Here is an 11,725-nt window from a genome sequence, read left to right on the forward strand (position 1 = left end):
TATCATAACTGGCAGAAAGGTGAAAGATGCCAGTCGCAGTTTAACATATCATAGCCTGCATCCTGAAGCATTCTGGCAACTTTCCTGCTTTCCTCATAATCTCTTCCATACTCTTCAAACTTTTCCCCCGGAACTGCTCCCCGGTTAAAGGCTTTTGTATAACTTTTTACAGAATAACGCAGTGAGACAGGGAATTCCTTTCCACAGATCTCTTTAATTGCCTGCACAATCTCAATTGGAAAACGCAGACGGTTCTTCAGGGATCCTCCATACTCGTCCGTACGTTTATTAAACGCGGAAATCGCAAATTAATCCAACAGGTATCCTTTATGAATTGCATGAATCTCAATGCCATCAATTCCGGCAGCTTTGGCGCCAATGGCAAACCATTCTACATACTGATGGATCCCTTCTACGGTCATTTTTCTCTGCACTTCCCTGGGATCCCATACATTCGGAAGGACAGAAGGCGCTGGCCCTTCAGGAATGCCGGATCTTCCTGACATAGTCGAGATCATAATAAATACTTTCGAACCATATCGATGAATGCCATCTGCCAGATATTTCGTATTCTCAGTATATGTAGTTTCTTTCTCTCCATATATCTGCCACATTCACTATAGTTAGTTCCGAGTAGTTATTGGACTTTAGTTTGTAGTGCAACCTTATCCCTAACTATAGCCTGATGTGATTTCTGTTCATCAGACCAGAGATTTGCCTGCGCCTTCCTTCAGATTCCACCTCGCGATGGACACCCTTGGCATTCGGCTGTATCCTTCCCACTACTAGGGCGGATTAGGGACTTTCACCCATTAGAAACGTGCGCCGCAAGGCGCACACTTATCAGGATGATGGAGAAGGGGGTTCTGTTCCTTGCGCGCCTCAAATCCAGTGACTATAAAAAAGAGCAGTCCTCTTTATCCTTTCCAGACACATGGGTGGACATCCGTCTGGACAAAAGCCGGATCAACCATTATAAAGGAACGGATATCGGACAGCGGATGGAAGAACTCGGGCACATCACCCTGCGCATGGTCAAAGTGCCGTTACCAGAAGGGAAGGAAGAAGTGCTCATCACAAATCTGCCATCGGAAACCTTTGACAGCCGACGGATTGCGGAATTGTACCATATGAGATGGGGAATTGAAACGGCATACGAAACGCTCAAAGACCGTCTGCAGATAGAGAACTTCACAGGGACCAAGCCGATTCTGCTGCTGCAGGATATATACAGCACAATCTATATCAGCAATCTTGCGGAAGACATCATCCGTGACGCAGAAACGGAGCTGGATGAGAAAGAAAAACACAGGAAACATATATGTTTCTATTCTCTGCAAACCCTCATAATCAATCAAAGCCTTCATATACTTTGTATAAATCAACTCTATCGCTTTATCCGCTTGTAAAATTAATGGCCCGTGAACTTCATCTTGATACCTTAAATCAGAATCAGAATCTCCGAAATATCCAATTTTTATATATGCGCCTGTTACCCATTTTTCTGGATCAGGATGAAACATTAAAATTGCCGCTCGTATCAAATTCTCTCCCTCAAATAATTTTTGAATTCTCTAACAATAATTTGTCATTGACCTCTACCGCAATTTTACTTAACCGCTTTTTATAAACAGATTTTTTCTGAACTCTTGTAATGCTTCCTTACTCAAAGAATCTACGGTTTCTCCTGGTATAGGTACGCTATCCCATGTTTTCCCTTGCTTCTCATAAAGGAATTTTAATAATTCAATTCCTTTTATTTCCTGCATGGTACTACCACTGCGATAATAATATTTTCCTCTATAGTTAACTGGAGATGGATAGCTATCAACAATAATTTCTATAGATTCTAATCCATTCTCTTCTATAAGATTTACATCTGCAATAATATTCATCATAGAGACAATTTTATTCGGAATATCTTCTAATAACTTTTTAGCATTGTGAATCCCTTTTACACCACCATTATCATTTCTTCCTATAATAAGCGTCCCACCCTGTGCATTATCCCCGACCGCAATGGCATAAAGTCGAGGGATTTTTCTTTGCCTAGATGCACGGCAAAGTTCCTTCATTTCAGAACCGGAAATTTTAAGCCCATTGTTATGCCAGAACGGATAGCGGAGATTAAAAAAGCAGTTTTCGGCCACAATATCGGAACATTCCTTAAAGGCGCTTTCCCCATCTGCCGGGCCGTCAAAAGAACAGCTTTTCACCAATACGCCTTCGCTCCCATAGAGAGCCCTTTCCATGTCAAAAGTCTGATTTTCAATGATTCTGATTACCAATTACCTTCCTCTCTCTCTGTTCCTCCAGCAAACTTAGCTGATCCTTATAATCAAAATACCCCACCGGAGTATATTCAGCAGCAACCTCTGCATCCTGATAAAAAGGGATGATACGGTTCGGTTCAGAATAATAGACCATCCCCCTGTATTTCCCTGGAATTCCCTGCAGATATCCTTTCCTGCGAGCAGCGCCTCTCTCATACAGCCACCTCCCCCGCCAGAATAAGCGTTTTTTCCCCGTACTCTCATCCGGCATGAGCTCATCTACAAAACAGACATAAAACTGCACATGGGCCAGTCTTTTCTCCGCCAAAATGCCTTTCATCTATGCAGATGATTTCTTTTCATCCCGTTTCAGCCTGTATAAATCCAATAAAACCTTCGCATAATTCATAACATTTCCTCCTGCTCATTCAATCGTAAATGCATAACCTTTTCTATAATTTTCCCTGTGGTAATAGGCTGCCTGCCCGTCTGTCTGGTTAAAAACAATACTCCACTCTGTAGATTCAAACTCCCCAAAGTTGTCTTTGCTCACACGGTCAAGGGCATCACGGACACCTGGCCTATCCATTCTTTCGGATTCATCCAAAAGCCCCATTAAAATCTCATAGCGTTCATGAGACTGTTTTGTGCGAAACGGACGCTGTCCGCCTGATAGCAGAAGCCGCGAAGGCGCTGTACCAGACAATACGCAAAAAGAAAAAGGCATCTGATGGTATTCAATACCGCCAAGTGCCTTTATTTCAGTGATTTTGTGGCTATTTTATTTTTCCTGCCATGTTTGATCGCCCTTTCACATACTTCTAATATGTATCTATTATCATACTAGAAGTATGTCTGTCAGGATCTTTGAGCCTATATTATTTCACGCAGAACTTTCAGGGCCTTTGTATGAAGCAGCTTTACATAGCTGTATGAAATATCCATTATTTCTGCGATACTTTTCAACGTTTTCCCGCTATAATAGTGCAGGATAATGATATCGCGTTCCCGCTGGGGGAGTTGCCCGAGAGCATCTGCAAGGCTTTTGAGCATTTCCTCGTTAAGCATTTCCTCATCAATGTTTCCCTCAAAGCAAAGTTCCTCTGGCAGCCCGTAAACAGATTTCGCCGTACGATAATAGTCAATAACGGCATTCTGTGTTATCCTATAGATCCATGTTGACAGGGAAGCCTTTGTCTCATCAAATCCTGAAAGCCCTTTAAAAACCTTGACGAACACGTCCGAAGTCAAATCCTCCGCATCCTGTTCGTTCGGTATTTTCCCATATATATATCGCGCCACCTTATCCTTAAACTTAGCATAAATCTGCTCAAATTCGGTGTTTTTGTACAGTTCAGTCATCGGAATTATCCTCCCGGCTTTCAAACGGGGCAAATTCGCCCGCGGCATTCACCTGTTCCAGTTCTTCATCTGAAAGCGCCTCGCCGTAACGTTTCTCAGTTTCATCCAACATTTCAGCAAGACGCAGATTCTCCGAAAACTTCTGAAAGTCAAACAGTCGCCGTAATTCCTCTTCCATCATTCACCCTCCATAGGCGCTATATCTTTCCAACCCCGGAGTGTTTCCTTGATTTTCCTGTGCCAACCTTTTTGGAAAAATAGACATTTTGCGGGATCAATGCCAAATTTATCACCTGTAATAGCGAGCGCCAGTGCACGGCAGCCACCCCCACAGTGTTTAAAATAAGGGCACACCGCGCAGGTTTCATTGTGCTCCGACAACTGCCCCAGTGTAGCGCAGACCTCATTCAGATATCTCCCTTTTTGCAGAATTGGCTGCAGTCCCTCTTTTTTAACGTTGCCCAGGAAATTGTTCTTCGCGCTAAAATACCCTGACATCTGCATACAAGGGTAGACATTTCCGTCTGCTGCAACCGCAACCATCCCCCTGTTCCCACGGCATACGGGCATACTGTCCCGGTACTCTCCGGCAATGTATTCAACGGGGCGCAGGCGATAAAATTCTGTTTGTGGAAACACCGTAAGAAACTGCCAGATATCTACGTTCATATTGTGTTTCTTTTTGATATATCTGTCGGCAAATTCCAACATTCTTTCGTAATATTCCTCAACCTCTAAACAGGAACCATCTGCATTTTCCTTCCAGCGCGGTGATTCTGAAGTACGGATCACCCTCATTTCATCCACGCCCATTTCGTCTAACATTTCCGCTGTAGGTAGCATGGATTCGATATTAAGCCGATGGACGTTCGTCTGCACTTTTACACGGAAGCCCTTCTCCACGCACAGGCGGATTGCCCGAAGCGCGTCCGCCTCCGCCCCCTTGCGGTTTCTGAGCCAGTCGTGATGTCCGATTCCATCAAAGGATATTTTAATCAGCGGATTACAGCCGATTTTCCTAAATTGCTCCAATGCTGTCTCGTCAAGGAAAGAACCATTCGTGTTCAGATCCTCAAGGTACATTCCGTGTGCGTAAATACTCTCCACAATCTCAAAAAAATTCTTATGGAGCATAGGCTCGCCGCCTGTAATCGTAAAAGCATTGATTCCACACTTTTGCGCCTGCTCAATCAGCCTCTTTGCTTCCTCAATCGTCCACTCACTCATTATGGGAGCGTTATCGGCAGCGTTGAAGCAGTGCAGGCAGCTATAATTGCATTTCCCTGTTATCATCCAGCTTATTGCAGGAAAATAGCGGTTGTCACAGTCGAGGTGTTTTTGCCATTCAGACAGGATACCCTCATCCTTTGCATGAGCAATAAATCCCATATCCAAAAATTTTTCCGCAAGCGGCAGTTCCCTCTCAAACTCCGTTTTACCGTCGCACTTCAAAAGGAATTCAAACTCTTCCTTTTTCAATCCTTTCGCGTAACGGACACCCTTTCTGTAATACGCATACGGCACCAGCCGCCATGAGCGCAGGGCGATGTCTGGATTTAATATGTACCGGCTCATCTCAATTCACTCCTTATAATTATTTGCGGAAACTGCCGCAAAATACGGATATTATTTGTCCTACTGCCCCCACGGACCGCAGTATGGGAAAGCCATAAAAGGGCCTCTTCCCTTCACACCATGATTGTTCAACATGCAAACTTACCGCAGTATGGGCAACACAAAGTTTTGAAAGTAGAGTGTGATTTGACGGCGTCAAGGTCACCTCCGCAGAAGGGACAAAGATTGGGACGGCATCCGCCTCCTGCTACATTGCCAAGCTCATCATCCGATAGCTCGCCCATCTTGTGAAGCTTTTCAAAATAAACTTCTGCCTTCTTCTCGTCCATCAGATAACCATTTTCCTTTGCGAGAGCCATAAGCTCTTCGACAGAGTTTGCCTGTTTTGCCTTTGCAATAAGTTCTTCGTCAAATTTTGTCTGTGTTGCCTTTTCAATAAGGTCTTTTTTTTCCATAGCGCTTTCCTCCTGATATTAAGTTACCTTTACGCTTTGTTACAGATTACAGTATAAAAACTGATAATCATAGACGTGATTTACGTCCTTATTCTTTTATACGAATCAAAACCTCCAAGAGCCAATAAATTTGAAAAAAATTTTTCAGGTCCTCAATTCTGCGGGAGCGTCAACCCTTTGTCTGGCCACTAATTCTGCAAAAAAACCTCCTCCTTGTATCAACTCGTCATATGTCCCGTCTTCGATAACCTTTCCCTTATCAAGCACCAGAATCCTGTCGCACTGTTTGATGGTAGAGAGCCTGTGCGCGATAACAATCCTCGTGCATTTCAGACTGTCCAGCGATTCCGAAACCGTTTTCTGCGTGAGATTATCAAGGGCTGAAGTCGCCTCGTCAAACATCAGCACGCTTGGTTTTGGTGCAATGGCACGGGCAATCATCAGCCGCTGCCGCTGCCCACCCGAAATTCCGCCGCTGCCCTCGGAAATCATTGTGTGCATCCCCATCGGCATACGGCGAATATCCTCTGCAATGCCTGACAATTCGGCGGCATGCCAAGCCTCATCCATAGTAAGCCACGGTGCAGATATGATAATATTCGAGAAAATATCTCCCGTAAACAGCTTGCCATTTTGCATAACCACGCCGATATTGCGCCTTAAAGACTTTAAGTCCACCGCCGCAATATCCTTTCCATCTACATAAACGGCGCCCTTCTGCGGCGATTCAAAGCCCAGCATAAGCCGTAAAAGCGTAGACTTTCCGCACCCGGTTGCGCCCACGATTGCCACATACTGCCCCGGACGGATTTTCAGCGACAGATCGTCAATCACAAGCGGCATATTTTCGTTGTAACGGAAGGAAACGTTATCCAGTTCGATGCCACCCGAAAGCCGCGTAATCATCTGCTTTCCCTCGGAAATTTCGGGAACTGCCTTCAAAATCGGCTCTACCATATCCATAATTGGCTTAATCTGCGCCACAGTCAATGCGATTCCCGCAAGCGAGATAAATGCCCCGGAAACCATTCCGTAAGCGGTATTGAATGCATAGTAGTCCGCTACGGACACTCTTGACGATACTGCAATCCAATACATCATAAGCGTTCCTGCAAGCGAAATGGCGCTTGAAATAACGCTGTTTATTTTCAGGAACATCGGAGGGTTGTAGGCAAGCCGCGCTTCTTCGGCATAAAGGTTTCCCCACCGTGCGAACGCACGCATTTCTGCTCCCGAAAGCTTAATCTTCTGCACACCCGAGATCAGTGCATAGGACATTCCACTCTCTTTTGAGGACAGCTCCATCTTTTTTTTGCTGACTTTCATCTGCACAAATGCCGATACCACTGTAAACACCACTGTAGCAAGAGTAATGATAAGCGACGGCATCACCAGTGCGGGCGCGTACACAAAGATCTGCGATATGTATATAAGTGAAAATACAGACGTAAGTCCTGTCGTCAGCGCTACAGACACCAGCATCTCGCACAGCGAATTGCTGCACTGCGCCCGCGCAGATAATTCTCCTGAACTGTAATTCTTGAAAAACCCTGCGGGCAGTGACATTAAGCGAGACATGACTGCAGCCTGAACCGAAATACTCATTTTGGTGTTTATCCGCGCTATAATCAGCGACTTCACGCCGTTTATCAGCAGGGAACTGAGCGTCACGCAAATCATAAACACAGTAATCGCAAGCAAAATCTGTGTGCTGCCATCCTCGATAACACGTGAAAACAACAGGTTATTAAGCTTCGGCGATAGCATTCCGATCAACGTTACCGCCAGCGCTGACGCGCCCGTCATCACAAAATCAGCGGGAGAAAGCGTTCCCAGAATATACCGCATCAAATCCGAAATCCCAATCTCTTTCAGCGGCAGCGGCTTGTAAAAAGCTATCGCTTCTTCCTCAAAAAGCTCCTGGTTTTTGCCGTTTATTTTCACATATTTTCCGGTTTCCATATCCCTATAACTATAGCCAGAAAACCCCGTAGGGATAAGCGCGACAACCATCCCGTCACTTTTACGTATTCCCAGCATTGCTCCGATTGCATCTTTATACCAGCCTTTCGAGAGCGTTACCGTGCGGCGCGTGATTCCATGCGGGCGGAGCAAATATTCAAGCTGTTCATTTCTGTCCGTGATATTGTCGGGAATATCTTTCGTATTTATATGATAAAATCTTAATATCTCGTCAAAGGCGTTTTTCGTCTGCTGCCGCTCGTCATTCAGCGCGGCTGAAACACGGCTGCCCATCACTGCGCCGGCAATGTTGATAAAGGCGTCTGTAAAAACATCCTGATCGTTTTGTTTACGCTGCTTTATTTGTTCGTCAAACCATCCCATTATCCTATTTCCACCCTATTTATTCGTTTGTTACAAGTTGTGTGTAGATGCCGCCTCTGGCGTACAGCTCATCATGTGTTCCGCGCTCTACAACTTCCCCGTTATCAAGCACGATGATTTCATCGCAGTCACGTATGGTCGATAACCTATGCGCCACAACAATACAAGTAATTCCACGGTCTTTTATGGATCTTACAACCTCAAATTCCGTTTTTGCATCCAGTGCAGAAGTTGCCTCATCAAGAATGATGATGGTCGGATCCTGGGCTAACACGCGGGCAATCTCCATTCGCTGCCGCTGGCCGCCCGAAAAGTCCTTGCCTCCCTCGGTGATTTTGTAACTGTAGCCGCCGTCACGCCGCATAATATCCTCATGAAGCTGCGCATCCCGGGCCGCCATGATTACCTCAAAATCCTCTATCGAATCATCCCACATTTTGATATTGTTTGCGATTGTATCCTCAAACAAAATGATATCCTGGTCGACCACCGCCAACGATCCGGTAAAAACGCTTCTGTCTATTTTTTCTATGGGCTTCCCATCAAATAAGATTTCGCCTTCCCAGGGTTTGTAAAGCCCCGAAATCAGCTTTGACAGCGTGGATTTTCCGCAGCCTGATGTGCCGACAAACGCCACGCGGCTGCCGGTTTTGAGCGTTAAATTAAAATCCCTGATCAGAGGTTCTGCAAGGCGCGAATAGCCGAACGTGACATTTTTAAGTTCCACGTTGCCCGATAATTTGCTGTACTCCGCATCCTCTGAAATCCCATCTCTGCTGCAATTCACATCCGTTGGGTATTCCATCACATCTTCAACGCGCTCCATCTGCGTGCACATTTCCTGGAGCGTCTGTCCCGCCGAAATCAACGTCTGCGCCGGTGCAGTAAAAGAACCTAAAAAGCCCTGAAATGCCATGATCATGCCCACTGTAAACTTTCCATTTATTGTAAAATAAACTCCGAGTATCAGCACGGCGATATTCGCCAGTGACGACACAAGCTCAGGAATCATGCCAAGATACTGATTTAGGCGTTCAAAACGCACCTGCTGGGTATTTACGCTCGCCTGATAGCCCGCCCATTTCTCGAAAAATCCATTCTCTGCGCCGCTGGCCTTGATTGTTTCGACCATTTCAATCCCCGTCACAGTAGCTCCTGCGAGTTTTCCCGCGTCGCGCAACTGTACCCGGGTAATGTTCATGCGCTTATTGGATATAATCCTTGAGACCACAAAATTGATTACGATGGAAGCCACCCCCACCAGCGTGAGAATCAGGCTGTAGCGAAGCATCACAACAAAATAAAACACCAGCATGACCGTGTTTAACGCCAACGGCGCAAAAGTCTCTGCCAATGACTGTGCAACCGAAGCGTTCATTCTCTGCCTCTGCTGAATATCCCCCGCCATGCGCTGGGAGAAAAATTCCATCGGCATACGAAGAACCTTCCACATATAATCGGTACTTCCGACTGCCGAAAGCTGACCGTTTATTTTCAGCGAATAAACAGCCTTAATCCATTCCACAATGAGCTGTATCACGCTTATTCCTCCAAGCGCGAAAATAAACGGCAAAAACCATTCTGGGTTTTCACCGGTAAGTAGCCTATCCATAAAAATCCGCGAGAATGCCGGGGTGATAATTCCCAACAGAGCGGTAATCAGCGTTGTCAATGCCACAAACGCCATTGCTGTTTTGGCCTCTTTCAGCCGTTTTTTTGCAAACCTCATTATGCTTTTGGGGCTTCCGCCCGGCTCGAAGCTCTCCGAAGGCTCGAACATCAGGCAAATCCCGGTAAAAGACTTGTCAAATATTTCCATCGGCACGGAATAATTCCCTTTTGCAGGGTCGTTAAGATATGCCTTGCCGCCCTTGAAGCCGTTCAGCACGACAAAATGATTGAAATTCCAATGAATGATACAGGGAAATTTTCCATTCTCTTTTAAACCCTCCGGCTCATAACGATAGCCCTTTGCAACCAAACCATAGCTGCGCGCTGCTTTTAGGATGTTTTTTGCGTTTGAGCCATCACGCGATACGCCGCAGTCGGCGCGTATCTGCTCAAGCGGTATCCATTTCCCAAAATATGCAAGGATCATCGTGAGAGAAGCCGCGCCGCATTCCAGCGCTTCCATCTGCATTACCATAGGAACTTTCACCTTACCGTTTCTGACAGGCTGTTTTATCTTTTTCGTATCCATCTTCAGGCTCACCTCTCAATTCAGTATAAACGACATCGGCGACACGCTTTCTGTAACGATTTCAGTCTTGTATGTACCATCTGGGATATCCGCATCTGCAATTATCTCATACATCCACTCACCCTCGGAAAAACCTCCAAGATGCATCAAATAGGGTTCCATATCCGCACCTACAGCAATTGGCCTTGGGGAAATTTCAGAAACAGCAAAATCATTCCCGTTTACCTTTACCAGCATTCCCGGTTTAATCTTAGCGGCGTCTTCCTCCGTAACATAGCAGATAAAAACGCCGTTTTCGCATGTCCCTGCGGAGAGGATCTTGCTTTCAAGACGCCCGAAAACTCCCCATACGCATACTCCCGCCAGCAAAACAACCACCGCCGCCAGCATCATCCATACGCTCGGGTTGGATACGCGGATATAATCATTTAGCTGATCGGGAGAGGCGACGCGGTCAATACTTGATTTACGAAAAATATGTTTTTCATTATACTTCATGCCAACCTCCAATTTTTTATATTTTAATACAATTATTACTCAATTTAAATCAAACTGTGAAAAAGCAGCTCTGGCTTACATTATATCTTTTCAACCCATAAAAAACAAGCAAATTAGGTCGAGCAACTTCAATTCTTATACTTGTGTGGTTTACTACATAAAATCAGACCTACTTGTCCACAATGAAACAAATAGGTCTGGCATATTTTAACCTGGTATATCAAATCCCATTGAAGCAATGCCCTATATAGTTATCGTCCTCTCCGTACCTCTAACCTCGATAAAATAAGGCTTCCCTCCATCCCTTACATTCTCACTTCCATCATACTTCTTTACAGTAAATGGAATATTTCAGGGGCTACCGCTTTTTCGCCCTGTGTGCGGGGAAGCTTCCAGTATCATTGACAACCATCTTGCCTAGTAGCTGCGTGTAAAATTCATCTTCATATTCAATACCGCTAATAAGTTCGTCAACCGCTTTCTTTATATCTTCCATTAACTCCTGTTGCCAACACTTTCCAATTTGCTGCTTTTCAATACTCTCCATCATAGTTTTTAAGCTGTTTATTTCGGCATCGTATTTTACTCTGGTTACTTGCTTGCATTTAGGAGAGTATAAGGGGTAATTTAACAGAATTGTGTCTTTGCAGAAGTCATGTCAAGGCAAGTTACATTCTGAACTAATGGCGCAAACGAGCATCCGCAGGCACAAGTCCCCGCAGCAACCTCTAATACTGTATCTGTTTTCTGTGGATGTATATTTGTTACAATAAAATCCAGAAATTATAGTAGTGGCTCCCAAGCTTGATAATAATCAAAATGGAACAATCAGTAACAAAAAACCTTGCAAACACCGATGTTTACAAGGTTTTTCAAGCTCCCCGAGTAGGGCTCGAACCTACAACCCCGCGGTTAACAGCCGCGTGCTCTACCATTGAGCTATCGAGGATTATTCTCTTACTTTCATATACCTTCAAAAATCCATACAGGACAATCCATCTCTTCCTTCCATCTTT

At 45.1% G+C, this 11,725-nt stretch carries 12 protein-coding genes, 1 tRNA gene and 2 pseudogenes; 1 reads left to right on the plus strand and 14 read right to left on the minus strand.

The annotated features are described in order from the left end of the window. Positions 1 to 2: 2 nt before the first annotated feature. Positions 3 to 614: pseudogene (locus E5329_RS19390) on the minus strand (oxidoreductase). A gap of 234 nt (positions 615 to 848) precedes the next feature. Here E5329_RS19390 and E5329_RS19395 point away from each other — a divergent pair. Then, on the plus strand, positions 849 to 1,409 hold the full coding sequence (locus E5329_RS19395) for a transposase (RefSeq protein WP_275443485.1): 561 nt from the start codon (positions 849 to 851) through the stop codon (positions 1,407 to 1,409). A 204-nt stretch (positions 1,410 to 1,613) separates the two neighbouring features. On the opposite strand, the gene E5329_RS30830 is transcribed toward E5329_RS19395, so the two are convergent. From E5329_RS30830 to E5329_RS19450, 13 genes and pseudogenes are all read right to left on the minus strand, one after another. Beyond that, positions 1,614 to 2,288 carry a DUF3737 family protein gene (locus E5329_RS30830; RefSeq protein ID WP_330572257.1) on the minus strand — a complete coding sequence of 225 codons (675 nt, stop codon included), beginning with the start codon at positions 2,286 to 2,288 and terminating at the stop codon, positions 1,614 to 1,616. Beyond that, on the minus strand, positions 2,269 to 2,601 hold the full coding sequence (locus E5329_RS19405) for a hypothetical protein (protein WP_135991018.1): 333 nt from the start codon (positions 2,599 to 2,601) through the stop codon (positions 2,269 to 2,271). The genes E5329_RS30830 and E5329_RS19405 overlap by 20 nt, the downstream gene beginning before the upstream one ends. A 96-nt stretch (positions 2,602 to 2,697) precedes the next feature. Further along, positions 2,698 to 2,862 (minus strand): hypothetical protein, encoded by a 165-nt coding sequence (locus tag E5329_RS29945; protein WP_168356695.1) that lies wholly within the window; start codon positions 2,860 to 2,862, stop codon positions 2,698 to 2,700. Between the two features lie 284 nt (positions 2,863 to 3,146). Continuing rightward, positions 3,147 to 3,635 (minus strand): RNA polymerase sigma factor, encoded by a 489-nt coding sequence (locus tag E5329_RS19410; RefSeq protein WP_168356696.1) that lies wholly within the window; start codon positions 3,633 to 3,635, stop codon positions 3,147 to 3,149. After that, on the minus strand, positions 3,628 to 3,816 hold the full coding sequence (locus E5329_RS19415) for a hypothetical protein (RefSeq protein ID WP_135991020.1): 189 nt from the start codon (positions 3,814 to 3,816) through the stop codon (positions 3,628 to 3,630). The genes E5329_RS19410 and E5329_RS19415 overlap by 8 nt, the downstream gene beginning before the upstream one ends. After that, positions 3,813 to 5,210, minus strand: a complete 1,398-nt coding sequence (locus E5329_RS19420; protein ID WP_135991021.1) for a radical SAM/SPASM domain-containing protein — start codon at positions 5,208 to 5,210, stop codon at positions 3,813 to 3,815. Before E5329_RS19420 ends, E5329_RS19415 begins: the two co-directional genes overlap by 4 nt. A gap of 128 nt (positions 5,211 to 5,338) precedes the next feature. After that, positions 5,339 to 5,665: a hypothetical protein gene (locus E5329_RS19425; RefSeq protein WP_135991022.1), complete on the minus strand. Its 327-nt coding sequence runs from the start codon at positions 5,663 to 5,665 to the stop codon at positions 5,339 to 5,341. A 144-nt stretch (positions 5,666 to 5,809) separates the two neighbouring features. Next, entirely contained in the window at positions 5,810 to 8,011 is a 2,202-nt protein-coding gene (locus E5329_RS19430; RefSeq protein WP_135991023.1) for an NHLP bacteriocin export ABC transporter permease/ATPase subunit, read from the minus strand. A gap of 19 nt (positions 8,012 to 8,030) precedes the next feature. Then, on the minus strand, positions 8,031 to 10,211 hold the full coding sequence (locus E5329_RS19435; RefSeq protein WP_135991024.1) for an NHLP family bacteriocin export ABC transporter peptidase/permease/ATPase subunit: 2,181 nt from the start codon (positions 10,209 to 10,211) through the stop codon (positions 8,031 to 8,033). A 15-nt stretch (positions 10,212 to 10,226) separates the two neighbouring features. Continuing rightward, the gene (locus E5329_RS19440) at positions 10,227 to 10,709 is read right to left on the minus strand and encodes a hypothetical protein (RefSeq protein WP_135991025.1); all 483 of its coding nucleotides are present in this window, start codon (positions 10,707 to 10,709) and stop codon (positions 10,227 to 10,229) included. A gap of 358 nt (positions 10,710 to 11,067) precedes the next feature. Continuing rightward, positions 11,068 to 11,259 carry a hypothetical protein gene (locus E5329_RS19445; protein ID WP_275443488.1) on the minus strand — a complete coding sequence of 64 codons (192 nt, stop codon included), beginning with the start codon at positions 11,257 to 11,259 and terminating at the stop codon, positions 11,068 to 11,070. 36 nt (positions 11,260 to 11,295) lie between these two features. Beyond that, positions 11,296 to 11,349 (minus strand): annotated as a pseudogene (locus E5329_RS32240) (cysteine-rich KTR domain-containing protein); the annotation flags it as partial. A gap of 237 nt (positions 11,350 to 11,586) precedes the next feature. Then, positions 11,587 to 11,658: transfer RNA gene (locus tag E5329_RS19450), tRNA-Asn, on the minus strand. Between the last annotated feature and the right edge of the window lie 67 nt (positions 11,659 to 11,725).

It is taken from the genome of Petralouisia muris, assembly GCF_004793545.1.
GTDB lineage: Bacteria > Bacillota > Clostridia > Lachnospirales > Lachnospiraceae > Petralouisia > Petralouisia muris.

What these genes read in the sequence shown, in the direction of transcription:
- E5329_RS19395 (WP_275443485.1), top strand. Translation starts at nt 849, where the DNA reads ATGATGGAGAAGGGGGTTCTGTTCCTTGCGCGCCTCAAATCCAGTGAC.
- E5329_RS29945 (WP_168356695.1), bottom strand. Translation starts at nt 2,862, where the DNA reads ATGGATAGGCCAGGTGTCCGTGATGCCCTTGACCGTGTGAGCAAAGAC.
- E5329_RS19410 (WP_168356696.1), bottom strand. Translation starts at nt 3,635, where the DNA reads ATGACTGAACTGTACAAAAACACCGAATTTGAGCAGATTTATGCTAAG.
- E5329_RS19415 (WP_135991020.1), bottom strand. Translation starts at nt 3,816, where the DNA reads ATGATGGAAGAGGAATTACGGCGACTGTTTGACTTTCAGAAGTTTTCG.
- E5329_RS19420 (WP_135991021.1), bottom strand. Translation starts at nt 5,210, where the DNA reads ATGAGCCGGTACATATTAAATCCAGACATCGCCCTGCGCTCATGGCGG.
- E5329_RS19425 (WP_135991022.1), bottom strand. Translation starts at nt 5,665, where the DNA reads ATGGAAAAAAAAGACCTTATTGAAAAGGCAACACAGACAAAATTTGAC.
- E5329_RS19430 (WP_135991023.1), bottom strand. Translation starts at nt 8,011, where the DNA reads ATGGGATGGTTTGACGAACAAATAAAGCAGCGTAAACAAAACGATCAG.
- E5329_RS19435 (WP_135991024.1), bottom strand. Translation starts at nt 10,211, where the DNA reads ATGGATACGAAAAAGATAAAACAGCCTGTCAGAAACGGTAAGGTGAAA.
- E5329_RS19440 (WP_135991025.1), bottom strand. Translation starts at nt 10,709, where the DNA reads ATGAAGTATAATGAAAAACATATTTTTCGTAAATCAAGTATTGACCGC.
- E5329_RS19445 (WP_275443488.1), bottom strand. Translation starts at nt 11,259, where the DNA reads ATGATGGAGAGTATTGAAAAGCAGCAAATTGGAAAGTGTTGGCAACAG.